Annotated in this window: 20 protein-coding genes and 1 pseudogene; 13 read left to right on the forward strand and 8 right to left on the reverse strand. The window is 72.1% G+C overall.

Going from position 1 to position 23030, the window contains the following annotated elements; genetic code table 11:
- Positions 1 to 584: pseudogene (locus ACWIF2_RS10930) on the forward strand (hypothetical protein); the annotation flags it as partial.
- 17 nt (positions 585 to 601) lie between these two features.
- On the opposite strand, the gene ACWIF2_RS10935 reads toward ACWIF2_RS10930, so the two are convergent.
- Positions 602 to 1381, reverse strand: a complete 780-nt coding sequence (locus ACWIF2_RS10935) for a hypothetical protein (protein WP_454359830.1) — start codon at positions 1379 to 1381, stop codon at positions 602 to 604.
- A gap of 346 nt (positions 1382 to 1727) precedes the next feature.
- Between ACWIF2_RS10935 and purN the strand changes: the two genes are divergently transcribed.
- Complete coding sequence (gene purN, locus ACWIF2_RS10940; protein WP_454359831.1) at positions 1728 to 2366, forward strand: phosphoribosylglycinamide formyltransferase; 639 nt, start codon at positions 1728 to 1730, stop codon at positions 2364 to 2366.
- Positions 2363 to 3928: a bifunctional phosphoribosylaminoimidazolecarboxamide formyltransferase/IMP cyclohydrolase gene (gene purH, locus ACWIF2_RS10945; protein ID WP_454359832.1), complete on the forward strand. Its 1566-nt coding sequence runs from the start codon at positions 2363 to 2365 to the stop codon at positions 3926 to 3928. Before purN ends, purH begins: the two co-directional genes overlap by 4 nt.
- A gap of 46 nt (positions 3929 to 3974) precedes the next feature.
- On the opposite strand, the gene ACWIF2_RS10950 is transcribed toward purH, so the two are convergent.
- The 4 genes from ACWIF2_RS10950 to ACWIF2_RS10965 all read right to left on the reverse strand — a co-directional run bounded on the left by ACWIF2_RS10950 (position 3975) and on the right by ACWIF2_RS10965 (position 7758).
- The gene (locus ACWIF2_RS10950) at positions 3975 to 4568 is read right to left on the reverse strand and encodes an ALF repeat-containing protein (RefSeq protein ID WP_454359833.1); all 594 of its coding nucleotides are present in this window, start codon (positions 4566 to 4568) and stop codon (positions 3975 to 3977) included.
- 157 nt (positions 4569 to 4725) lie between these two features.
- On the reverse strand, positions 4726 to 6300 hold the full coding sequence (locus ACWIF2_RS10955; protein ID WP_454359834.1) for a protein kinase domain-containing protein: 1575 nt from the start codon (positions 6298 to 6300) through the stop codon (positions 4726 to 4728).
- On the reverse strand, positions 6297 to 7043 hold the full coding sequence (locus ACWIF2_RS10960) for an FHA domain-containing protein (protein ID WP_454359835.1): 747 nt from the start codon (positions 7041 to 7043) through the stop codon (positions 6297 to 6299). The genes ACWIF2_RS10955 and ACWIF2_RS10960 overlap by 4 nt, the downstream gene beginning before the upstream one ends.
- Before the next feature lie 133 nt (positions 7044 to 7176).
- Positions 7177 to 7758 carry a hypothetical protein gene (locus tag ACWIF2_RS10965; RefSeq protein WP_454359836.1) on the reverse strand — a complete coding sequence of 194 codons (582 nt, stop codon included), beginning with the start codon at positions 7756 to 7758 and terminating at the stop codon, positions 7177 to 7179.
- Between the two features lie 278 nt (positions 7759 to 8036).
- Between ACWIF2_RS10965 and ACWIF2_RS10970 the strand changes: the two genes are divergently transcribed.
- From ACWIF2_RS10970 to ACWIF2_RS11015, 10 genes are all read left to right on the forward strand, one after another.
- A complete protein-coding gene (locus tag ACWIF2_RS10970) occupies positions 8037 to 8891 on the forward strand; it encodes a bifunctional methylenetetrahydrofolate dehydrogenase/methenyltetrahydrofolate cyclohydrolase (protein ID WP_382489540.1) in 855 nt (284 codons plus the stop codon).
- A 34-nt stretch (positions 8892 to 8925) separates the two neighbouring features.
- Positions 8926 to 9597, forward strand: a complete 672-nt coding sequence (locus tag ACWIF2_RS10975; RefSeq protein ID WP_454359837.1) for a DUF3017 domain-containing protein — start codon at positions 8926 to 8928, stop codon at positions 9595 to 9597.
- Positions 9598 to 9983: 386 nt separating this feature from the next.
- Positions 9984 to 11303, forward strand: a complete 1320-nt coding sequence (locus ACWIF2_RS10980) for a DUF2690 domain-containing protein (RefSeq protein WP_454359838.1) — start codon at positions 9984 to 9986, stop codon at positions 11301 to 11303.
- Positions 11304 to 12328: 1025 nt separating this feature from the next.
- Positions 12329 to 13318 (forward strand): malate dehydrogenase, encoded by a 990-nt coding sequence (locus ACWIF2_RS10985; RefSeq protein ID WP_454359839.1) that lies wholly within the window; start codon positions 12329 to 12331, stop codon positions 13316 to 13318.
- A 95-nt stretch (positions 13319 to 13413) separates the two neighbouring features.
- Entirely contained in the window at positions 13414 to 13989 is a 576-nt protein-coding gene (locus ACWIF2_RS10990; RefSeq protein ID WP_454359840.1) for a DinB family protein, read from the forward strand.
- A gap of 176 nt (positions 13990 to 14165) precedes the next feature.
- Entirely contained in the window at positions 14166 to 15686 is a 1521-nt protein-coding gene (locus ACWIF2_RS10995) for an aldehyde dehydrogenase family protein (RefSeq protein ID WP_454359841.1), read from the forward strand.
- A gap of 88 nt (positions 15687 to 15774) precedes the next feature.
- Complete coding sequence (locus ACWIF2_RS11000) at positions 15775 to 17307, forward strand: GMC family oxidoreductase (RefSeq protein ID WP_454359842.1); 1533 nt, start codon at positions 15775 to 15777, stop codon at positions 17305 to 17307.
- Between the two features lie 5 nt (positions 17308 to 17312).
- Positions 17313 to 18425 carry a quaternary amine ABC transporter ATP-binding protein gene (locus ACWIF2_RS11005; protein ID WP_454359890.1) on the forward strand — a complete coding sequence of 371 codons (1113 nt, stop codon included), beginning with the start codon at positions 17313 to 17315 and terminating at the stop codon, positions 18423 to 18425.
- Positions 18425 to 20374, forward strand: coding sequence for an ABC transporter permease (locus tag ACWIF2_RS11010; RefSeq protein WP_454359843.1), 1950 nt, complete (start codon positions 18425 to 18427; stop codon positions 20372 to 20374). The genes ACWIF2_RS11005 and ACWIF2_RS11010 overlap by 1 nt, the downstream gene beginning before the upstream one ends.
- 1 nt (position 20375) lies before the next feature.
- A complete protein-coding gene (locus ACWIF2_RS11015) occupies positions 20376 to 21332 on the forward strand; it encodes an ABC transporter substrate-binding protein (RefSeq protein ID WP_454359844.1) in 957 nt (318 codons plus the stop codon).
- 6 nt (positions 21333 to 21338) lie between these two features.
- Here the strand turns inward: ACWIF2_RS11015 and ACWIF2_RS11020 are convergent, their stop codons facing one another.
- The 3 genes from ACWIF2_RS11020 to ACWIF2_RS11030 are packed head-to-tail and all read right to left on the reverse strand — an operon-like array spanning position 21339 to position 23013.
- On the reverse strand, positions 21339 to 22055 hold the full coding sequence (locus ACWIF2_RS11020; RefSeq protein WP_454359845.1) for an isocitrate lyase/PEP mutase family protein: 717 nt from the start codon (positions 22053 to 22055) through the stop codon (positions 21339 to 21341).
- Positions 22052 to 22498: a carboxymuconolactone decarboxylase family protein gene (locus ACWIF2_RS11025; RefSeq protein ID WP_454359846.1), complete on the reverse strand. Its 447-nt coding sequence runs from the start codon at positions 22496 to 22498 to the stop codon at positions 22052 to 22054. Before ACWIF2_RS11025 ends, ACWIF2_RS11020 begins: the two co-directional genes overlap by 4 nt.
- Positions 22495 to 23013 (reverse strand): carboxymuconolactone decarboxylase family protein, encoded by a 519-nt coding sequence (locus ACWIF2_RS11030; protein WP_454359847.1) that lies wholly within the window; start codon positions 23011 to 23013, stop codon positions 22495 to 22497. Before ACWIF2_RS11030 ends, ACWIF2_RS11025 begins: the two co-directional genes overlap by 4 nt.
- Positions 23014 to 23030 lie beyond the last annotated feature (17 nt).

Here is a 23030-nt window from a genome sequence, read left to right on the forward strand (position 1 = left end):
GAACCGCAGGGACCGCCGGGACCACCAGAACCGCAGGGACCGCCGGAGCCACCGGGACCGCCGGGACCACCGGAACCGCAGGGACCGCCGGAGCCACCGGGACCGCCGGGACCGCCGGAGGCACCCGGCGGTCCGAACGCACCACGGCCACCGGGAGCAAGGGAGCCGCCGCCTGGGAATCCCCAGATGTCTGGGACGCCGAGGGGGCCGGAGTCGACTGGGATGCCGGAGACGCCTGGGGCGCCGGGAACGCCAAGCAGCCCGGGAACACCAAGGGCACCGCGGAATCCGGAGTCGCCTGGGGGGCCAAGAACGGCAGGAGTGCCGGAGTCGCCGGGGGAGCCGGAGTCGCCCGCGGGCTCAAGGACCCCAAAGGCGCGCCGGGCCCCTGGCGTGGCGGCTCGGTGTCCGGTGGGGCTACGGCCTCTCGTACCCCGGAACGCGCGCCGGACCTGCCCTACGTCCCCTACGCGCCCTTCGAGCACGACTCTCTGTACGGCCCGCAGGGCCAGGACGACGACGCCGGGTACGAGCCCTACGACTTCCTGCCGGCCGACCCGGCTCCGGGCTCCGACAGCCCCTGACCGGGGGCGGGGCCGCCTCAGCCCTGCGACCCCAGCAGCCCCCGCAGCTCCTCCGGCAGCAGCTTCGTACAGGACTTCTCGGCCTTGTTCGTCAGGGCGTCGTTCGTGCACGTGTAGTAGTCGCTGTAGACCAGCTGCGCCGTGAACGTCGCGGCGACCAGGGCGATCGCCAGCGACGCCGTGACCAGGCCGCTGACCGCGGCGGTCGTCTGGGGGCGGCCCGGCTGCTCCGGGGCCGGGGAGTCCGGGTCGGACCTGCGGGGCTTGGCACGCAGCGCGCTGATGCCCCAGTAGAGGGCGAGCGCGCCGAGCAGCAGCGCCACGTACGGCCAGCTGAACAGGGCGAAGAAGAAGGCCCACATGCCCGACAGCAGGGCATAGCGCGCACGGCGCTGTGAGGGGTCCGTCGGGTCCCAGCGGAGGTTGGGGCCGCCCTGGCCGCCGCCGCCCTGGCCCTCGGGGCCGCCGCGGGGGCGCTCGCCGAAGCCGTCGGGGGAGCGGCCGGGCTGGCGGTCGCTCCACTGACTGCCCCACGGCGCACGGTCGCCCCCGTCGCCGTCCTGGGAGTCGTCGCCCGACGGGCGGCGGGGCTGCCAGGGCCGGTCCGGGGTGCCCTCGGGCGGCGGGGCGAAGGGGTTGTCCTCCTGGGAGCCGCGCCCTCGCCCGTCGCCGCCGGAGCCGTCCGACGGCGCGTCGGGCGGTGAGCTGGGGCGCTCCCGCAGCAGCACGGCGCCGCGCTCCCCTCCCTGTGCCGACAGCGGGGGGAACGTGAGGAGTCGCAGGCTGCGGTCCGGCATCAAGTGAGCGTCTTCCCGTTGGTGAGTAGGACGGTGAGTAAGGCTGGGGGATCAGGAGTGGGGGATCAGGACTGGACGGACAGAGGTCGGTGCGGCGTCGGGACCGGCTCCGTCACCCTCCTGAACGCACCACGCCCGGACGGCGTTCCCGAACCGGCTCCGCCCAGACGCTACCTTCCGGCCACGCCCCCGTCCCGTGGGGGCCGTCCGGTGTGCCGGTATCGTTGCTGACGGTCGGCCGGTTCGTAGGCTTCCCCGTATCAGGGGACCCGAAGCATTCGTATGAATGTACAAACGCCACAGTCCGACCGCCCGGACAGACGCTCCCCCGAGAAAGGCCCCCACCGTGGCCGCCAAGCCCGTGGCCCCGCGCGCCAAGCGCCTCGTCGTGCTGGTCTCCGGATCCGGCACCAATCTGCAGGCGCTCCTCGACGAGATCGCCGCCGTCGGCGCGCAGGCCTACGGAGCCGAGGTCGTGGCCGTCGGCGCCGACCGCGAGGGCATCGAGGGGCTGGCCCGCGCCGAGCGCGCCGGGCTGCCGACCTTCGTGCGCAGGGTCAAGGACCACGGGAGCCGCGAGGAGTGGGACACCGCCCTCGCCGAGGCCGTCGCCGCCTTCGAGCCCGACCTCGTCGTCTCCGCCGGCTTCATGAAGATCGTCGGCAAGGAGTTCCTCGCGCGGTTCGGCGGGCGGTTCGTCAACACGCACCCCGCCCTGCTGCCCAGTTTCCCGGGAGCCCACGGCGTGCGGGACGCGCTCGCGTACGGCGCCAAGGTCACCGGCTGCACCGTCCACTTCGTCGACGACGGCGTCGACACCGGCCCGATCATCGCCCAGGGCGTGGTCGAGATCCGGGACGAGGACGACGAGAGCGCTCTGCACGAGCGCATCAAGGACGTCGAGCGAAGGCTGCTCGTCGAGGTCGTGGGGCGGCTCGCCCGCAACGGCCATCGCATTGAGGGACGAAAGGTAGTTATCCAGTGACCGCCGACAGCAACAAGCGGCCCCTTCGCCGGGCGCTCGTCAGCGTCTACGACAAGACCGGGCTCGAGGACCTCGCGCGCGGGCTCCACGAGGCCGGCGTCGAGCTCGTCTCCACCGGCTCCACGGCCGCGAAGATCGCCGCTGCCGGCGTCCCCGTCACCAAGGTCGAGGAGCTCACCGGTTTCCCCGAGTGCCTGGACGGCCGGGTGAAGACGCTGCACCCGCGCGTGCACGCCGGCATCCTCGCCGACCTGCGCCTGGACAGCCACCGTGAGCAGCTCGCCGAGCTGGGCGTCGAGCCGTTCGACCTGGTCGTCGTCAACCTCTACCCGTTCCGCGAGACCGTTGCCTCGGGCGCCTCGCCCGACGAGTGCGTCGAGCAGATCGACATCGGCGGTCCCTCGATGGTCCGCGCCGCCGCCAAGAACCACCCGTCGGTCGCGGTCGTCACCAGCCCGGCCCGGTACGCCGACGTGCTCGAGGCCGTCCAGAGCGGGGGCTTCGACCTCGCCACCCGCAAGCGGCTCGCCGCCGAGGCCTTCCAGCACACGGCCGCCTACGACGTCGCCGTGGCCTCCTGGTTCGCCTCCTCCTACGCGCCCGTCGACGACTCCCGGTTCCCCGACTTCCTGGGCGCCACCTGGGAGCGCGAGCACACCCTGCGCTACGGCGAGAACCCGCATCAGCCCGCCGCGCTCTACGTCTCCCCGGAGGGCGGCGGCCTCGCCCAGGCCGAGCAGCTGCACGGCAAGGAGATGTCGTACAACAACTACACGGACACGGACGCCGCCCGCCGTGCCGCGTACGACCACGCCGAGCCGTGTGTCGCGATCATCAAGCACGCCAACCCCTGCGGGATCGCGGTCGCCGGTGACGTCGCCGAGGCACACCGCAAGGCGCACGCCTGTGACCCGCTGTCGGCGTTCGGCGGTGTGATCGCGGTCAACCGCCCGGTCAGCAAGGAGATGGCGGAGCAGGTCGCCGAGATCTTCACCGAGGTCATCGTCGCGCCCGGCTACGAGGAGGGGGCGCTGGAGGCCCTCACCAAGAAGAAGAACATCCGTGTGCTGCGCTGCGCCGAAGGCCCCGCCGCCCCCGTCGAGGTCAAGCCGATCGACGGCGGCGCGCTCCTCCAGGTGACGGACCGGCTCCAGGCGGACGGCGACGACCCGGCCGGCTGGACGCTGGCGACGGGCGAGGCGCTGAGCGCCGGGGAGCTGGCCGAGCTGGCCTTCGCCTGGAAGGCATGCCGCGCGGTGAAGTCCAACGCGATCCTGCTCGCCAAGGACGGCGCCTCCGTCGGTGTCGGCATGGGGCAGGTCAACCGCGTGGACTCCGCGAAGCTGGCCGTCGAGCGGGCCGGCGCCGAGCGCGTGGAGGGTTCGTACGCCGCCTCCGACGCGTTCTTCCCCTTCCCGGACGGTCTGGAGATCCTCACCGAGGCCGGCGTGAAGGCCGTGGTCCAGCCCGGCGGTTCCGTCCGTGACGAACAGGTCGTCGAGGCCGCGCGCAAGGCGGGCGTCACGATGTACTTCACCGGAACGCGGCACTTCTTCCACTGACGGTGGCGGAGCGGGTCGGCGGTACGGCCGACCCGCCTCGGACGACTCAGCCGTCCACTTCGTACTGCCCGACCTCCAGGAAGTACCGCAGCTCCTCCGGCGTGCCGTCGATGGCGTCCTCGGCGGCCGCGCGCAGTGCCGCGCTGATGTTCGGGTCGGCCAGGATGCGGGCGACGGCGACGCGGTCGTCCTCGGCCTGGGCGAGGCGGTAGCCGGTCTCCAGGAAGGCGCGCAGGGCCTCAGGGGTGTTCACGTCGAGGGCCTTGCCGGCTTCCCTCTTGACGCCCCGTCCGGAGTCGGGGTCGCCGATGATGCGGACGATGGCGACACGGTCGTCCTCGGCCTGGGCGAGGCGGTAGCCCGTCTTGAGGAAGGCGCGCATGTCCTCCACGGTGCCGTCGAGGGCCTTGCTCCCCTCCCTCTTGACGCCCCGTCCGCTGTCCTCGGCGGCCATGATGCGCAGGATCGCTATCCGGAGCTCCTCCTCCGACATCTCGTCCACCGGCGTGCCGTCCGCCGATGCCGCGGCCGTCACGGCGGGCGCTGCCGGGGCCGGGCCGGCGGCCACGGCCGGGGTGGCGAGCAGGAGGACGGGCGTCAGGGCGGCGGCGACCGCCAGGGCACCACGGGTGCGTCTCATGCGTGAACCTGCTTTCGGAACAAGGGAGTTCGGAGCGGCCATCCTCACATCCCCCGCCGCGCGGAGCCCCGCATTTTTGAGCGGCTGGTCGGAGCAGTCGGTCGTCTTCGCCGACAGCACGGTCCCCGCCTGCTGAGGCACCTCGGAACTCTCAGGGTCACTTCTTCCCGGGCGGGCTGTACTCCTTGAGGTAGTGCGCGACGCGGCCGGCGTAGGTACGAGTGTCCGGGGGAACGCCGCCCGCGTCGTTCACCGTCTTGTACGACGTCCGGTACGCGGCGGCGACCAGCACTCGCCGCTCGCCCCGCAGCCCGGGCTCCAGGCGCGGGGCGATCCAGCACAGGTAGCGGCCCATCGCCGGGATGGACTCGGCGGGCGGGAAGGGGGGCCGGGGGACGGTCTCGCCGGGAGTGCCGTCCTCGTTCATCCACCAGCGCAGGACGCGCGGGGTCCAGCGGGCGATGCCGTACTCGTCGTTGGCGGGGTCGGAGAGGTCCGGGTCGAAGTCGCTCTCCACCTTCAGCATGGCCGCGATCAGGACCGGGGTGACCTCCTTCTGGTCGCAGTCGTGCGCCGTCTCCACGATCAGCAGCCGGTAGGCGGGCGGGATGCCCCGGTCGGTGCGCAGGTCGGAGGCGCCGTACACGGCGGCCGGGACGTTCGCGGTGGCGCCGGAGCCACCGCTGCCGGAGCCACCGCCGCCCGGGGCACCCCCGGCCCAGACGCTGACGCCGTAGGCGAGGGCGGCGAGCGCGCCGACGGCCATGGCCGCCGCGAGGGACGTACGGCCCACGCGGCGGCGGGCCGGGAGCAGCCGGGGCAGCCGGAAGGGCCGGTGGGCCGTCCCGGCGGCAGCCGCCCGGACGCGGCGCAGCAGTGCCTCGCCGGTGATGCGGTCCTGGTACGTCCGGGTCAGACAGGCGCGGACGATGTCCCGCCAATCGTCGGCCAGTTCGGGCGAAAGGCGCAGCTCGTCGGTGCCGCGGGCGTAGGCCGCCGCCGCGTCGCGCCGGGCCGTCGGGGTGGCGCCGGGCAGCGGGAAGGAGTCGGTCAGGACGAGGTGGGCCAGGACGCCGAAGGCCCACACATCGGCGGACGGGCGGATTCGGCGGCCTCGTTCGCCGATCTCGGTCCACAGGAGTTCGGGCGGCGTGTAGTCGGGGGTGGAGAAGGCCGGGGTGTAGGCGTGGGTGCCCTCCAGCTCGGCCGCCATGTTGAAGTCGGCCAGCCGGACCGAACCGTCGTCCATCAGCAGCACGTTGGCCGGTTTCAGGTCGCCGTGCACCCAGCCGGCGTCGTGCAACTGGGCCAGCCCCTCGCAGATCTGCGCGAGCAGAGTGGGACCCGCCTCGGGCCGGGGCACCGCCGTGAGCAGGGCGGACAGGGAGCCCTTGGCCCGCTCCAGGACGAGGACGGTGGCGCCGTCCAGCTCCGGGGTGCCCGGGTCGTCGACGGTCAGCGTCTCGTACATCCGCACCAGCCGCGGGTGTTTCAGCCGCCGGTACAGCGCGACCTCCCGCTCGATCAGCTCGCGCAGATGACTGAGCCGGCGGGGCGTGGCCGTACCGGTGGGCAGGAACTTCAGGGCGGCGGTCCGGGGCAGTTCCGTGCTCTCGCCTATGCGCCGGGCGGCGTACACACTGCCGAAGGCGCCGGTCGCGATCGGCTCGCGCACCTCCCAGGCGCCGACCCGGTAGCCCTTCGGCACGGGCACCGCATAGGCCTCGTTCACCGGGTCACCCCGCCCGGCGGGGCGGCCAGGACGCCCAGGTCGTCCTCCCGGACCAGGTCGAAGCGGAGCGCGAGGGAGACCAGGGACTCCTTCTTGCCGTTGAGCCGAGGGCCCGTGTCGGCGCTCTCCGGGCCCGGTTTGAGGCGCAGCTTCACGGCCAGGTAGTCGATGTTCCACTGCACGGCCGTGCGGGACGCGGCCGGCCAGGTGGGGCGGAGGCGGTCGGCGACCTGGTCGACGGTGGGCAGCGGGGCGTGCGGGGTGCCGCGCAGACGCGGTTCGCACAGGGCCGCCAGAACCGCGAAGTAGCGCTTGCCGCGGTCGACGGAGAAGGCCGGCGCGGTCGTGGCGCCGTCGAGGCCGCCTGTGCCGCTGAGGTAGTCGTGGCGCGGCGCCCACACCTCCAGCGGCAGCAGGTCGCCGGCGGCGGGCAGCACGATCCGCGAGAACTCGAAGGGGATCGGCGCGTCCAGCCGCCCCGGCGCCACCTTGACGTGTTCGCCCGCGCCCTCCGGGTTCTCCACCACGTAGGTCTGGTCGCGACTGAGGTTGCTCAGGATCCAGAAGGCGCCCTGCGCGGTGATCTCACCGGCCCGGCGGGAGACCCCGTCGTGGGGGATGGGCAGGTCGTTGTCGTGCGCGGACCGGCCGAAGGTGAGGCGTTCGCCGGGCGCGAGTCTGACTTGGGTGCGGTTTCGCTCGTCCTCCGTGGTCGGCGGAGGTACCACGATGATGCTGTACAAGGTGCTCTCCCCGTGCCTGAACAGCTACCACCGTCAGACTAGGGCGACGCACCAGGGCCGTGCCCCCCTCGTACGGGTGAGACACGGCCCTTGGGTGTGATTGGCGTGAACTGGTCCGGTCGACCGGGTCCGTTCAGTACTTGGGGCGGTTGAACCAGGCCTTGCCGTTGGCGTTGCCGACGAACACCGCGACCAGGATGCCCAGGATGGTGTGCACCAGGCCGATGATGACGAACGGGTAGATGCCGAGGACGGCCGTGATGATGGCGAAGACCAGGATGGTGACCCGGGCGCCGTTGCCGCCGGACTTGAACTTCGTCGCCAGCACCGCGCCGAACACGAGCCAGGCCAGGCCGAACACCGCGTAGCCCCAGATCAGGCCGGTCGACTGGCCGACCAGGTCCTGGAAGGCGGTGTTGTCCTGGAGGGACTCGTCGTCCTTCGCGGCGTTGAGGGCCGCGGCGGCGAAGACCATGAGCGCCACGCCGACGACCTGCAGACCGACGATCACCCACATCATCGCGCGGGCCGCGCTCACCGAGCCCGTCATCGTGGTCGGCGCGGCGGGGCCGGCGCCGTAGGGGGACACCGGAGGGGCCTGCGGGTAGCCGTAGCCGGGCGCCTGGCCCTGCTGCTGCGGGTAGCCGTAGCCCGGCTGCTGCGGCTGCTGCCCCTGGGGAGCGCCGTAGGGGTTGTTCGGGTCGCCGTAGCTCATGGCTGACTTTCCTCCGTTGGTATTTCGAGTGCGGGGACGACGCGGGTCATCCGCACGGAGGAGAAGTACTTCGTATTGCGACCGTCCCCCCGTTGAACTGCCCGCGGCACTTGTCATGTCATCGTTCTGCACCGGTGACGGGCTTGTCCAGCCGCATTCCCGATGTGTTGTGCAAGTGCAACATCGCTGATCATGGGCGGATACGGGAGGAGCGGCCCCCGGTGCCCGGATTGTGGCCGGATTGGAACCGTGGGCGGGTCATCCGCGAGGATGGGGGCATGACCGCCCAGATTCTCGATGGCAAGGCCACCGCAGCCGCGATCAAGTCCGATCTGACCGCCCGCGTGGCGGCGCTGAAGGAGAAGGGCGTCACGCCCGGCCTCGGCACGATCCTGGTCGGGGACGACCCCGGTAGCCAGAAGTACGTAGCCGGCAAGCACCGCGACTGCGCGCAGGTCGGCATCGCCTCGATCCAGCGCGAGCTGCCCGCGACGGCGACGCAGGAGGAGATCGAGGCCGCCGTCCGCGAGCTGAACGAGGACCCGGCCTGCACGGGTTACATCGTGCAACTGCCGCTCCCCAAGGGCATCGACGAGAACCGCATCCTGGAACTGATGGACCCGGACAAGGACGCGGACGGGCTCCACCCCATGAACCTCGGCCGCCTGGTCCTGAACGAGCCGGCCCCGCTGCCCTGCACTCCGAACGGCGTGCTGACCCTGCTGCGCCGCTACGGGGTGGAGATCAAGGGCGCGGAGGTCGTGGTGGTCGGCCGGGGCGTGACCATCGGCCGGCCGATGCCGCTGCTGCTGACGCGGCGCAGCGAGAACGCGACGGTGACCCAGTGCCACACCGGCACGCGTGATCTGTCGGCGCACCTCAAGCGCGCGGACATCATCGTCGCCGCGGCCGGTTCCGCCCATCTGGTCCGCGCCGAGGACGTCAAGCCGGGCGCGGCCGTCCTGGACGTCGGCGTCTCCCGCAGCGCCGAGGGCAAGATCGTGGGCGACGTCCACCCCGACGTGGCCGAGGTCGCCGGCTGGATCTCCCCGAACCCCGGCGGAGTCGGCCCGATGACCCGTGCCCAGCTGCTCGTCAACGTGGTCGAGGCGGCGGAGCGCAGTGTCGGCTGAGCGAAGCGCGCGGAGCGCGGCGGACGGCGGGAGCGTGGACGGTACCCGGGCCGGGGACACGCGGGCCGCGCGGAGCGGCCTGGACACGGAGAGCGCCCCGGCCGGCCGGAGCGCGGAGGGTGCCGAGGCCGGTCGTGGTGCACGGGCCGGGCAGGGCGTCGAGGACGGGCAGTCCGGGCCGATCGCTTCGGCCGAGCCCGATGCGCAGGCGCGCCAAAGCGCTTCGGGCGAGCCGGACGGGCCGGAAGCGGGCGAAGACGAACTCACCGTCCGGGATCCGGTCAGCGCACCCGACGCCGAGGGGCGGGCGCGGCGGGTCACCCGGCGGTTTCCGCTGTTCACCAAGGACACCGCGCGGCCCGAGGGCGGTGGCCGGGCCGTGTCCGGGGACGCGCCCGCGCCGGTGCGGCAGTGGCCCGTCCTCGCCGTGCTGGGGCTGGTGGGGCTCGGGCTGCTGGTGACCGCCTTCGACCAGTTCCGGCTCGGGACGCTGCTGATCGGCGTCGCCCTGCTGGGCAGTGGCGTGATGCGCTGGCTGCTGCCGGACGTCGGCATGCTCGCCGTCCGCTCCCGCTTCACGGACATCGTCACGTACGGCGTACTGGGCCTGGTGATCGTCCTGCTGGCCCTGATGGCACAGCCGGAGCCGTGGCTGCAGATCCCGTTCCTGAAGGACACGCTGCACTTCACGGTCACCAGCGGATGACCGGACGGCGGTCCGTCCTCTCCCCCGAGGAAGGACGGGCCGCCGTCACGGACCAACCCTCCTGCACGGCGAACGGCCTGTTCAACGGCTGTCAGAGCGCTGTGGCACGGAAGTGACGGTTCCGGTACTTCTTCTGGCGGATTCCGCACGAACTGGTGCGACAACGGGGTTGGCGTGGACAATCAGGACGGTCCAGGGTGTATCGCGCGCGGTCTGCATGCTTCTGTGCGCCCCCAGTCAGGGAACTGAGATCCTGAGTGTGCGCATCCCTGTGGGTAACCAGAACGGGGACTCGGCCAAGGCCGCCAACGCGCGGGGCGAACAGCGCGGGAAATATCAGCACGACCGGGGGGAAGAGGGGGGAAGCAATGCCTCGTTGGAGGGCCTTGCCGGATGAGCTCGATCCACAGATCAGGGAGTTCACCAGCCAGCTGCGCAGACTCGTGGACCGCAGTGGTCTGAGCATCGCGTCGGTGGCGGACCGCACGGGCTACAGCAAGACGTCGTGGGAGCGTTATCTGAACGGCCGGCTGCTCGCGCCCAAGGGCGCGATCGTGGCGCTGGCCGAGGTGACCGGGACCAACCCGTTGCACCTGACCACCATGTGGGAGCTCGCCGAGCGCGCCTGGAGCCGCTCGGAGATGCGGCACGACATGACGATGGAGGCCATCCGGATCTCCCAGGCGCGCGCCGCGCTCGGGGAGTTCGGAGGGCAGGACTTCGGCGACCCGTCGGCCGGCTCCAAGAGCGGCGGTACGACGACCTCCGGCGGCAAGAGCGCTTCGGGCAAGTCGGCCTCCGGGCGTGACGACAAGCCCGCCCGCAGAAGCGGCAGCGCCACGGTCACGCCGGGTATCGCGGGGCCGGCCGGAGTGGCCCCGACCGTGCCGCCACAGCCGACGGCGCCCGAGGTCCAGGACTCCTCCACCAGCGGTGGTGTGCGGGAGGACGGCGGCCGGGGCGGTGCCACCGGGGTCAACTCGTGGGGCATCGCCGGGTACCAGGGGCCGTCGCCGTCGGGCGGCCGCTCCGCCGGCGCCGGCAGCGGTGTCGGCAGCGGCAGCGGGTCCCGGCCCGGTGCGGGCGGCGGTTCACCCGCCGGGGCGCCCGACGGGCCTGCCCGGACGCCGGGCGCGGGCGCGGGCTCGCAGCACCGGTCGCCGAGGGGCGCCGCCCCGGCCCGGGCGAAGGGCTCCGCCGGGGGTTCTGCCGGGGGCAAGCGGCGGACCGCGACGTTCGTCGCGGGTGTCGTGGGCGTGCTCGTGGTGATCGCCGGCGCGTTCTATCTCACCGGTGGCGGTGGCGACGACGAGGCCAAGGGCAGCACCAAGTCGCCCACGCCGAGCGCCACCACGAACCCGGACCTGCCGCCCGGTGTGAAGTGCAGCGGCGACAGCTGCACCGGCAAGGACGCGGAGGCCATGGGGTGCAGTGGTGACCTGGTCACCACGGCACAGACCGCGACCGTCGGCACCGCCGTCGTGGAGGTCCGCTACAGCGAGACCTGCAAGGCGGCCTGGGGCCGTGTCACCCAGGCGACCCAGGGCGACGAGGTCCAGATCAGCGCGGGCAAGGCGAAGCAGTCCGGAAGCATCACCGTGGCCGGCGACGCGATCGCGTACACCCCGATGGTGGCGGTGAAGAACGCCGCCGACGCCAAGGCCTGCGCGATCCTGGCCTCGGGCCAGCAGGGCTGCACGGAGTAGCAGTCGGCAGGGGGGGCGGAGCAGGAGGGCGGCTTCGGTGAATCGGGGTCGGTGGGCGTTGTGGGATTCGGCGGCGCCGCGTCTTGCGGGCGGCCGCCGCCTGCCCGTCGGCCGTCTCACGGGACACGGCGGGGCGCTCGGCGTACGGCGGGCGCGGGCCAGCAGGGCTGCACGGAGTAGCCGTCGGCGGGGCCACGCGGAGCAGGTGGCCGGCTTCGGTGAATCGGGGTCGGCGGGCGCCGTGGGATTCGGCGGCGCCGCGTCTTGCGGGCGGCCGCCGCCTGCCCTCGGGCCCTCTCCCGGGACTTGCCGGGGCGCTCGGCGTACGGCGGGCACCCGGCTTGCCGTCGTCGGCCGGGTCCCGGGGCGCCCGCCATTCGGTCCTTGGCCGGCTCTTCGACGGGGGCGCGGCTTTCGGTCTCGTCGGCTGGCTCTTGGTGGTCGGCTGGCGTTCGGTCGTTGGCTGGCTCTGGTGGTCGCCCGGCTCTCGGCGGTCGGCTGGCTCTTGGTCGTCGGCCGGCTCTTGGCCGCCTGCCCGGCTTCCGACGGTCCCCAGGCCCGTGGGTGCCTCGCAGGGGGCCCGTCGGGCTTTCGCAGGGCGGTTCGCGTCCGGCCTCTGGCGGAGCGGCTCGCGTCCGGCTCTGGCGGGGCGGGGCGGCCCGGTCCCTGTCGCGGTGCCGGCGAGGGCCGGCCCGGTGCCGGCGGGCCCGGTCGTCGGACGTCTCCGAACTAATTTCGGAGATGGAGGAATGGCCGGGGGAATCGGGGGCACGCGAACCGTACCCCCACGGGAGTCCGGCACGGTCGGTTCCCCCCCGGCGGCCGCCTCAGTCCCCCTCTCCCGGACGGGCGGCCGCCTTTTGCGTGGGCGTCGGGCGGGTTGTGGGGTGGGCCACACCGACCCGGCCGTGCGAGATACCGGATGCGCGATAGCCTGACCGCTGGTGGATCTCTTGATACCAAGAGATCGATCAGACGTCCGGGGCAGGGACCGCCCCACCGCCAGCTGTCATACGGAGAACGCCATGACCCGCACTCCCGTGAACGTCACCGTCACCGGCGCGGCCGGCCAGATCGGTTACGCCCTGCTCTTCCGCATCGCCTCCGGTCAGCTGCTCGGCGCGGACGTGCCGGTCAAGCTGCGCCTCCTCGAGATCACCCCGGCGCTCAAGGCCGCCGAGGGCACGGCCATGGAGCTCGACGACTGCGCGTTCCCGCTCCTGCAGGGCATCGACATCTCGGACGACCCGAACGTCGCCTTCGACGGCGCCAACGTCGCGCTGCTCGTCGGCGCCCGCCCCCGTACCAAGGGCATGGAGCGCGGTGACCTCCTCGAGGCCAACGGCGGCATCTTCAAGCCGCAGGGCCAGGCCATCAACGCCCACGCCGCGGACGACATCAAGGTCCTGGTCGTCGGCAACCCGGCCAACACCAACGCCCTGATCGCCCAGGCCGCCGCGCCGGACGTACCGGCCGAGCGCTTCACCGCCATGACCCGCCTCGACCACAACCGCGCGCTGACCCAGCTCGCGAAGAAGACGGGCTCGACGGTCGCCGACATCAAGCGCCTGACGATCTGGGGCAACCACTCCGCCACCCAGTACCCGGACATCTTCCACGCCACGGTCGCCGGCAAGAACGCCGCCGAGGTCGTGAACGACGAGAAGTGGCTGGCCGAGGACTTCATCCCGACCGTCGCCAAGCGCGGCGCCGCCATCATCGAGGCCCGTGGCGCCTCGTCGGCCGCCTCCGCCGCCAACGCCGCCATCGACCACGTGTACTCGTGGGTCAACGGCACCGCCGACGGCGACTGGGTCTCCATGGGCATTCCGTCCGACGGTTCGTACGGCGTGCCGGAGGGGCTCATCTCCTCCTTCCCCGTCACCACCAAGGACGGCAAGTACGACATCGTCCAGGGCCTGGACATCAACGAGTTCTCCCGCGCCCGGATCGACGCCTCCGTCAAGGAGCTCGAGGAGGAGCGCGAGGCGGTCCGCGGCCTCGGCCTCATCTGACCAAAGCCTCTCCGCGCAGGCCCCGTACCGGCTTCGGCCGGTGCGGGGCCTGTGTGCTTCCCGCGTTGTCAGACCCGGGTCGTAGTCTTCGAGACATGACACCGGACGTGGAACGGGACGTGGCGGAAGTGCCGTTGGAGCCGCCGATCGCGGGCGACGAAGTCGACACGCTCGTGGGCTCCCTGGAGCGCCAGCGCAGGACGTTCGCCTGGAAGTGCGAGGGCCTGGACGCGGCCGGACTGAGCGCGCGGGTGGCCTCCTCGGCCGTCACGCTGGGAGGGCTGCTCAAGCATCTCGCCCTGGTCGAGGACCACTACCTGTCCGTACGGCTGCTGGGGAGGGAGCCCGCGTCGCCGTGGGACGCGGCGGACCGGGACGCCGAGCCGGACTGGGAGTGGACCTCGGCCGCCGGGGACGCCCCCGAGCGGTTGTACGCGCTGTGGGCGGAGACGGTGACCCGGTCCCGGGCGAACCTGCGGGAGGCGCTGGCCGACGGCGACGCCGGCCGGCTCGCCGCGTACACCACCCGCGACGGCAGGTCGCCCAGTGTGCGGCGGCTGCTGATCGACCTGATCGAGGAGTACGCGCGCCACGTGGGCCACGCCGACCTCATACGTGAGTCGATCGACGGCCGTGTGGGCGAGGATCCACCAGCCGATTTCCGCGCGTGAGCCTTCCGCTCGGCAGGTGATTCGTCCCTGTTTGCCCGCATGTTCAGTGAGGCAGCGCACTTTCGGCCATGGAATGCGCATGCAACCGGGAGCCCCGGGCAGGCGAACTCGGTCTCCTGTGTCACACACGTGTGACACAAGGGCGCTGAACAGGAACGGAAGGGCAGTTACGGATCATGGCGGAAAGTACCGAACTTCAGGCGCGTAAAACCATCCACGCGGGAGGGGAGTGGCGTGCCGCCGTCTCCGGAGCCACCCGCGAGATCCTCGACCCCGCGGACGCGCTGCCCTTCGCCATGGTCGCGGAGGGTGACGAGAAAGACACCGACCTGGCGATCGCCGCCGCCCGGCGCGCCTTCGACGAGGGCGACTGGCCCCGCACGCCCGTCACCGAGCGCGCCGCGCTGCTGAGGCGCGTCGCCGACCTGCTGGTGCGCGACCGCGAGGCGCTCGGGCGGCTGGAGGCCCAGGACGCGGGTAAGACCGTCGAGGAGGGCCGCGTCGACATCGACTGTGTCGCCGACGCCTTCCGCTACTTCGCCGACCTGGTCGCCGGCGAGGCCCCCGGCCGGGTCGTGGACGCGGGCTCGCCCGACATCCACAGCGTCGTCGTGCACGAGCCCATCGGCGTCTGCGCGATGATCACGCCCTGGAACTACCCGCTGCTGCAGGCCAGCTGGAAGATCGCCCCGGCGCTCGCGGCGGGCAACACCTTCGTCATCAAGCCGAGCGAGATCACGCCGATGACGACGATCGCGGTCATCGAGCTGCTGGTCGAAGCAGGGCTGCCCGCCGGCGTCGCCAACCTCGTCACCGGCCCCGGCCACTCGGTCGGCGCACGGCTCTCCGAGCACCCCGACGTCGACCTGGTCTCCTTCACCGGCGGTCTGGTCAGCGGCACCAAGGTCGCCCAGGCCGCCGCGCCCAGTGTCAAGAAGGTCGCCCTCGAACTCGGCGGCAAGAACCCCAACGTCGTCTTCGCCGACGCCTGCGCCACCGAGGAGGGCTTCGACACCGCCGTCGACCAGGCCCTCAACGCCGCCTTCATCCACAGCGGCCAGGTCTGCTCGGCCGGAGCCCGCCTCATCATCGAGGAGTCGGTCCGGGACCGCTTCGTCGCCGAACTGGCCCGGCGCGCCGAGAAGATCCGCCTCGGCCGCGGCACCGAGGACGGTGTCGAGTGCGGCCCGCTCGTCTCCGAGCAGCAGCGCGACAAGGTCGAGATGTACGTCGAGTCCGCCCTCAAGGAGGGCGCGGTGCTGCGCTCCGGCGGCAAGCGCCCCGAGCCGTCCCCGCAGCGCCCCGAGAACGGCTACTTCTACGAGCCGACCGTCCTCGACCACTGCCACCGCGAGATGCGCGTCATCCGGGAGGAGGTCTTCGGACCGGTCCTCACCGTCGAGACCTTCCGCACCGAGGACGAGGCCGTCGCCCTCGCCAACGACACCGAGTACGGCCTCGCGGGCGGTGTCTGGACCTCCGACGCGGGTCGCGCCCGGCGCGTGGCCGGCCGGCTGCGGCACGGCACGATCTGGATCAACGACTTCCACCCCTACCTGCCGCAGGCGGAGTGGGGCGGCTTCGGCAAGAGCGGAGTGGGCCGGGAGCTCGGCCCGGCCGGACTCGCCGAGTACCGGGAGACCAAGCACGTCTACCAGAACCTCGCCCCGAAGCCGGTGCGCTGGTTCGCGGGCTGACCCCCCGCACCCGCGCATCGCCGCACCCGCGCCCTTCGGGCCCGACTTCTTCGTCCCTCTGGTTCATCCCCTCTGGAGCACGTACGCCATGTCCCACACCAGTCACGAGTACGACTATGTCGTGATAGGCGGCGGAACCGCAGGTTCCGTCATTGCCTCCCGTCTGACCGAGAACCCCGACGTGACCGTCGCCGTCATCGAGGGCGGCCCCAGCGACGTCGGCCGCGACGACGTGCTGACCCTGCGCCGCTGGATGGGCCTGCTGGGCGGCGAGCTCGACTACGACTACCCCACCACCGAGCAGCCACGCGGAAACTCGCATATCCGGCACAGCCGGGCCCGGGTCCTCGGTGGCTGCTCCTCGCACAACACCCTGATCGCCTTCAAGCCGCTGCCGGCCGACTGGGACGAGTGGGAGGCCGCCGGCGCCAAGGGCTGGGGCGCGGTGCAGATGGAGGCGTACTTCGCGCGGCTCCTCAACAACGTCGTCCCGGTCGACGAGAAGGACCGCAACGCCATCGCCCGCGACTTCGTCGACGCGGCCCAGGCCGCGCTGAACGTGCCGCGCGTGGAGGGCTTCAACAAGAAGCCGTTCACCGAGGGCGTCGGCTTCTTCGACCTCGCCTACCACCCGGAGAACAACAAGCGCTCCTCGGCGTCGGTGGCGTATCTGCACCCGGTGATGGACGAGCGGCCCAACCTGACGATCCTGCTGGAGACCTGGGCGTACAAGCTGGAGCTGGACGGCAACCGCGCCGAGGGCGTGCACGTCCGCACCAAGGACGGCGAGGAGATCCTCGTCAAGGCCCGTAACGAGGTCCTGCTCTGTGCCGGCGCGGTCGACTCGCCCCGGCTGCTGATGCACTCCGGCATCGGCCCGAAGGCGGACCTGGAGAAGCTCGGCATACCCGTGACGCACGACCTGCCGGGCATCGGCGAGAACCTGCTCGACCACCCCGAGTCGGTGATCGTGTGGGAGACGAACGGACCCATCCCGGAGAACTCCGCGATGGACTCCGACGCGGGCCTGTTCGTGCGCCGCGACCCCGAACAGCCGCACCCCGACCTGATGTTCCACTTCTACCAGATCCCCTTCACGGACAACCCGGAGCGCCTCGGCTACCAGCGGCCCGAGTTCGGCGTCTCGATGACCCCGAACATCCCCAAGCCGAAGAGCCGCGGCCGGCTCTACCTGACCAGCGCCGACCCCGAGGTCAAGCCGGCCCTGGACTTCCGCTACTTCACCGACGAGGACGACTACGACGGTCAGACCCTCGTCGACGGGATCAAGATCGCCCGTGAGATCGCGAAGACCGAGCCGCTGGCCGGCTGGCTCAAGCGCGAGGTGGCGCCCGGACCGCACGTGACCGACGACGCGGAGATCAGCGAGTACGCCCGCAAGGTCGCGCACACCGTCTACCACCCCGCGGGCACCTGCAAGATGGGCGACGCCGACGACCGGCTCGCCGTCGTCGACCCCGAGCTGCGTATCCGCGGCCTGGAGGGCATCCGCATCGCGGACGCCTCCGTGTTCCCCACCATGACCACCGTGAACCCCATGATCGGCGTGCTCATGGTCGGGGAGAAGGCCGCCGAGCTGATCGGTGGTGGTGACCGGTGACCGACATGACCGAGATCCCGACCCTCGAACCCCCCACGGAGCAGACCATGGACACCACCCCCGTCTTCTCGGTGGAGGGCCTGTGGAAGGTGTTCGGCCCCAAGGCCGAGCGCGTTCCCGCCGACCCCGAGCTCACCGCCCTCGACCCCGCCGAGCTGCGCTCCCGCACCGGCTGCACGGCCGCCGTCCGCGACGTCACCTTCGATGTGCGCAAGGGCGAGGTCTTCGTCGTCATGGGCCTGTCCGGCTCCGGCAAGTCCACGCTGGTGCGCTGTCTGACCCGGCTCATCGAACCGACGGCCGGCACCATCGCCATCGACGGCGAGGACGTCCGCGCCATGGACCGCTCCCGGCTGCGCGAACTGCGCCGCCACCGCGCCGCCATGGTCTTCCAGCACTTCGGCCTGCTGCCGCACCGCACGGTCCTCGACAACGTCGCCTACGGCCTGGAGATCCAGGGCATGGGCAAGGCCGAGCGGCGGGAGCGCGCCGCCGAGGTCGTCGCCAAGGTCGGCCTCGAAGGCATGGAGCACCGCCGCCCCAGCCAGCTCTCCGGCGGCCAGCGGCAGCGCGTCGGCCTCGCCCGCGCGCTCGCCGCCGACCCCGAGGTCCTCCTCTTCGACGAGCCGTTCAGCGCGCTCGACCCCCTCATCCGGCGCGAGATGCAGGACGAGGTCGTCCGCCTGCACCGCGAGGAGGGCCGCACGATGGTCTTCATCACCCATGACCTCCAGGAGGCCCTCAAGCTGGGCGACCGCATCGCCCTGATGCGCGACGGCCGGGTCGTGCAGCTCGGTACGCCCGAGGAGATCGTGGGCTCGCCCGCCGACGACTACGTTCGCGAGTTCGTCCGGGACGTCCCGCGCGAGCAGGTCATGACCGTCCGTACGGCCATGCGCAACCCCTCGGCGGACCTGGACGGCAGCGGACCGGCCGTCCGGCCCGACGCGACGGTCTCCGAGGCGATCGAGGCGGTCGCCCGCGCCGGCGTCCCGGCCCGCGTCGTGGACGAGGGCCGGTGCGTGGGCATGGTCGACTCCGACACCCTGCTCGGTGTCGTCGCCGGCACGGAGCAGCCGGCTCCGCCCCGGACGGAGCAGTCCAAGGAGGCCGTCTGATGGCGACCATCACCGCGTCCCCGCCGCGCGTGGGACTGCCCGGCCTCCTCAAGACCCCGGCCGTCCGCAAGCTGCTGCTCCTCGCCCTGGCCGCCGCGATCCTCGTCCCCCTGGCGAACGCCCGCTGGGCGAGCGGCAGCTGGCCGGCCGCGCTGACCGTCGACTTCTCCGAGCCGCTCGCCAAGGCCAGCGACTGGATCATCGACAACCGCGACAGCCACCCGCTGTTCCTGTACTTCTTCGGCCACGTCAGCAACGTCGTCGTCATCGCCGTACGGGCCGTCTACCTCGGCCTCTTGGCCGTCGGCTGGGCGGGCGTCACGGCCCTGGGCGCGCTGGTCGCCTGGCGCGTCGCCGGTATCCGGCTCGCGCTCGGCACGGGCGTCGCGTTCCTGGCCTGCGGCCTGCTCGGCATGTGGGTGCCGACCATGCAGACGCTCGCCCTGATGGTCGTCGCGGTCCTCGCGTCGGTCGTGGTGGGCGCGCTGCTCGGGCTCGCCGCCGGGCTGTCCGACCGGATGGACCGCTTGCTGCGCCCGGTCCTGGACACCATGCAGGTGCTCCCGGCCTTCGCCTATCTGCTGCCGGTCGTGCTGGTCTTCGGCATCGGCGTCCCGGCGGCCGTCCTGGCCACCGTCATCTACGCCGCCCCGCCCATGGCCCGCCTCACCTCGCTCGGTCTGCGCGGCGCCGACAAGGAGGTGCTGGAGGCGGTCGAGTCGCTCGGCTCCACCGCACGCCAGCGGCTGCTGACGGCCCGTATCCCGCTGGCCCGCAAGGAACTCCTGCTCGGCCTCAACCAGACGATCATGATGGCGCTGTCGATGGCCGTCATCGCGGCCGTCATCGGCGCGGGCGGTCTCGGAGACCGCGTCTACCAGGCGCTGGCCTCGGTCGACGTCGGTGCCGCGCTCGCCGCCGGTATCCCGATCGTGCTGCTGGCCGTCGTCCTGGACCGCGTCACGGGCGCGGCGGGGGAGCGGCTCGGCGCCGAGCCGGAGCCCCGGCGCGGGCTCGGCCGGCTGTACGCCCTGGTCGCCTTCGCCGCCGTGGCGGTCGCCGGGCGTCTCGCGGGTCGGCTCGACTGGCCCGAGTCCTGGGTCGTCGGCATCGCCGAGCCCGTCAACCGCGCGGTCGACTGGATGACCGCGCACCTGTATTCGGGCGTCCCCGTGGTCGGCGGCACCGCCGACTGGGCGGGCCACTTCACCACCTGGGTGCTCGACCCGATGCGCGACGGCCTGCAGTCGCTGCCCTGGTGGTCGGTCCTGCTGATCGTCGCCGCCCTGGCCTGGGTGATCGGCACCTGGCGCACCGCGCTCACCGCCGTCCTCGCCATGGCCGCCATCGGCGTCCTCGGTGTCTGGAAGCCCTCCCTCGACACCCTCTCCCAGGTCCTCGCGGCCGTCGCCGTCACCCTCGTCGTCGGCTTCGCCACCGGCATCGCGGCGGCCCGCAGCGACCGTCTGGAGCGGCTGCTGCGTCCCGTCCTGGACGTGTTCCAGACGATGCCGCAGTTCGTGTACCTGATCCCGGTCGTCGCCCTGTTCGGCGTGGGCCGCGCCCCGGCCGTCGCGGCCGCGATCGTGTACGCGCTGCCGGCCGTCGTCCGGATCACCACCCAGGGCCTGCGCCAGGTCGACCCGGCCGCGCTGGAGTCCTCCAGCTCGCTCGGCGCGACCAGCTGGCAGCAGCTGCGGCAGGTCCAGCTCCCGCTGGCTCGCCCGGCCCTGCTGCTCGCCGTCAACCAGGGCCTCGTCCTGGTTCTCGCCGTCGTCGTCATCGGCGGCCTGGTCGGCGGTGGCGCGCTCGGCTACGACGTGGTCTTCGGCCTCGCCCAGGGCGACCTGGCGACCGGTCTGGTGGCCGGCGCGGCGATCGTCTGCCTCGGCCTGATGCTCGACCGGGTGACCCAGCCCACCGAGCGGCGCGCGAAGAAGGGAGCGTGACATGCGAGTCCGTACGACTGCCATGATCGCCGCCGTGAGCTCCCTGGCGCTGCTCACCGGCTGCGGCGCGGCCGACATGACCAAGCAGGCCTCGCCCTTCGCCAACGCGCAGGGCGCCAAGTCCGTGACCCTGTCCGTGCAGTCCTGGGTGGGCGCGCAGGCCAACGTGGCCGTCGCCCAGTACCTCCTGGAGCACGAGCTGGGCTACCGCGTCGACACCGTCCAGGTCGACGAGGTGCCCGCCTGGGACGCGCTCAGCCAGGGCCGCGTCGACGCGCTCCTGGAGGACTGGGGCCACCCCGAGCAGGAGCAGCGGTACGTCAAGGACAAGAAGACGATCGCGCCCGGCGGCGGACTCGGCGTCACCGGGCACATCGGCTGGTTCGTCCCGACGTACTTCGCCAAGAAGCACCCGGACATCACCAACTGGAAGAACCTCAACAAGTACGCCGATCAGTTCCGCACCCCGGAGAGCGGCAGCAAGGGCCAGCTGATGGACGGTTCGCCGTCCTACGTCACCAACGACAAGGCGCTGGTGAAGAACCTGAAGCTGGACTACCAGGTGGTGTTCGCCGGCTCCGAGGCGGCGCAGATCACCCAGATGAGGCAGTTCGCCAAGGAGAAGAAGCCCTTCCTCACCTACTGGTACTCCCCGCAGTGGCTGTTCAAGAAGGTCCCGATGACCGAGGTGAAGCTGCCGGCGTACAAGGAGGGCTGCGACGCCGACCTGGAGAAGGTCGCCTGCGCCTACCCGCACACGCCGCTGCAGAAGTACCTCAACGCGGACTTCGCCAAGAACGGCGGCAAGGCGGCGGCCTTCCTGAAGAAGTTCAAGTGGACGACCGAGGACCAGAACGAGGTCTCCCTGATGATCGCCGACCAGAAGATGACCCCGGAGGAGGCGGCGAAGAAGTGGGTGGACAGCCACAAGTCCACATGGAAGAAGTGGCTGTCCTGACCTGCCCTACGTCAGCTGAGCGGCGATCTCCCGCAGGGCCCGGGCGGCCCGCCGCTGGAGTCGCGGCCCGAAGGTGATCCGGGTGGCCCCTCGCGCGCCGAGTTCGGCGGGCGAGGGGCCCTCGTCGATCAGGGCTCCCACATTGACGGGCCCCTGGATGCCGGACCGCAGCAGCGGCAGCACCTCCGGCGGGGCCCCGATCGGGTAGACGCAGTCGGCGCCCGCGGCGACGTACAACGCGGCCCGCTCGATGGCCCGTCCGGGGTCGGCGACCCCGCGGGCGAAGGTGTCCACACGGGCGTTCACGAAGAGCCGGTCACCGGCCGCGGCCCGCACCTCGGCGAGCCATTCGGCGTGCGCGCGCGGGTCCTTGAGCACCCCGTCCTCGGAGTCCTCCAGATTGCAGCCCACCGCCCCTGTCTCCAGCAGCCGCTCCACCAGCTCCTTCGGGGCGAGTCCGTAGCCGCCCTCGACATCCGCCGACACCGGCACGTCGACGGCCCGGACGATGCGGGCTACCGCGGCGAACATCTCGCCGGCCGGGGTCTGCCCGTCCTCGTACCCCAGGGACGCGGCGACCCCGGCGCTGGGCGTGGCGAGTGCCGGGAAGCCCGCCTCCTCGAACACCCGGGCACTGGCCGCGTCCCAGGGGCCGGGCAGCACGAGGGGATCGCCGGGCACCCGGTGGTGGTGCAGGGCGCGGAACACATCGGCCTTGCTCATGGCGTGTGACCTCCCGGCGGGATCCGGCGGCTCACCATCACCCGGTTCCAGCTGTTGATGGCGACGACCAGCCCGATCAGATGGGCCAGCCGGGCCTCGTCGAAGTGCTCGGCGGCCCGCTCGTACACCTCGTCCGGCACAAAGCCCGCCGTCAGCAGGGTCACCGCCTCCGTCAGCGCCAGCGCGGCCCGCTCCCGCTCGTCGAAGACGTCCTCGGCCTCCTCCCACGCGGCCAGCATGCCGAGTTGCCGCTCATTCACGCCGTACTCGCGGGCGATCGCGAGATGCATGTCGAGGCAGAACGCGCACTGGTTGAGCTGCGAGGCGCGGATCACGACGAGTTCGGCCAGGGCCGGGTCGCCGAAGCCCCGCTTGGCGACCTTGCTGAGCGCGGCCATGGCCCCGCCGACCGCCGGGTCGAGCAGCCGGGTCCGAGCCGTCATTTGTACTGGCCCGGCTGGTAGTGCCCCGGCGCCATCCGGCAGGTCACGCCGAACCGGTTCCAGGCGTTGATCACCGTGATCGCGGCGATCAGCTGCGCCAGCTCCGCCTCCTCGAAGTGCCGCGCGGCCCGCTCGTACACCTCGTCCGGGACGAACCCCTCCGTCAGGACCGTCACGGCCTCCGTCAGCTCCAGCGCCGCGAGTTCCCTCTCGGTGTAGAAGTGCCGCGACTCGTCCCAGGCGCCGAGCTGCACGATCCGCTCGACGCTCTCGCCCGACGCGAGGGCGTCCTTGGTGTGCATGTCGATGCAGAAGGCGCAGTGGTTGATCTGGGAGGCGCGGATCTTCACAAGCTCGTACAGCGTGTGGTCCAGGCCCCGCCGGGCGGCGGTCTCCAGCCGGACCATCGCCTTGTAGACATCGGGCGCGTGCTTGGCCCACTCCAGGCGGGCGGGCCGCTCGGCGGCGTACTCCGCGCTTGTCGCGGGCGTCGTGTCATCCGTATGCGTCGTCATGCTCCCGACCCTAGGAA

The sequence above is a fragment of the Streptomyces sp. NPDC055506 genome, assembly GCF_053643595.1.

What these genes read in the sequence shown, in the direction of transcription:
- ACWIF2_RS11005 (WP_454359890.1), top strand. Translation starts at nt 17,313, where the DNA reads ATGACCGAGATCCCGACCCTCGAACCCCCCACGGAGCAGACCATGGAC.
- ACWIF2_RS10970 (WP_382489540.1), top strand. Translation starts at nt 8,037, where the DNA reads ATGACCGCCCAGATTCTCGATGGCAAGGCCACCGCAGCCGCGATCAAG.
- ACWIF2_RS11030 (WP_454359847.1), bottom strand. Translation starts at nt 23,013, where the DNA reads ATGACGACGCATACGGATGACACGACGCCCGCGACAAGCGCGGAGTAC.
- ACWIF2_RS10995 (WP_454359841.1), top strand. Translation starts at nt 14,166, where the DNA reads ATGGCGGAAAGTACCGAACTTCAGGCGCGTAAAACCATCCACGCGGGA.
- ACWIF2_RS11020 (WP_454359845.1), bottom strand. Translation starts at nt 22,055, where the DNA reads ATGAGCAAGGCCGATGTGTTCCGCGCCCTGCACCACCACCGGGTGCCC.
- ACWIF2_RS10990 (WP_454359840.1), top strand. Translation starts at nt 13,414, where the DNA reads ATGACACCGGACGTGGAACGGGACGTGGCGGAAGTGCCGTTGGAGCCG.
- ACWIF2_RS11015 (WP_454359844.1), top strand. Translation starts at nt 20,376, where the DNA reads ATGCGAGTCCGTACGACTGCCATGATCGCCGCCGTGAGCTCCCTGGCG.
- ACWIF2_RS10965 (WP_454359836.1), bottom strand. Translation starts at nt 7,758, where the DNA reads ATGAGCTACGGCGACCCGAACAACCCCTACGGCGCTCCCCAGGGGCAG.
- ACWIF2_RS10935 (WP_454359830.1), bottom strand. Translation starts at nt 1,381, where the DNA reads ATGCCGGACCGCAGCCTGCGACTCCTCACGTTCCCCCCGCTGTCGGCA.
- ACWIF2_RS10985 (WP_454359839.1), top strand. Translation starts at nt 12,329, where the DNA reads ATGACCCGCACTCCCGTGAACGTCACCGTCACCGGCGCGGCCGGCCAG.
- ACWIF2_RS11025 (WP_454359846.1), bottom strand. Translation starts at nt 22,498, where the DNA reads ATGACGGCTCGGACCCGGCTGCTCGACCCGGCGGTCGGCGGGGCCATG.
- ACWIF2_RS10950 (WP_454359833.1), bottom strand. Translation starts at nt 4,568, where the DNA reads ATGAGACGCACCCGTGGTGCCCTGGCGGTCGCCGCCGCCCTGACGCCC.
- ACWIF2_RS11000 (WP_454359842.1), top strand. Translation starts at nt 15,775, where the DNA reads ATGTCCCACACCAGTCACGAGTACGACTATGTCGTGATAGGCGGCGGA.
- ACWIF2_RS11010 (WP_454359843.1), top strand. Translation starts at nt 18,425, where the DNA reads ATGGCGACCATCACCGCGTCCCCGCCGCGCGTGGGACTGCCCGGCCTC.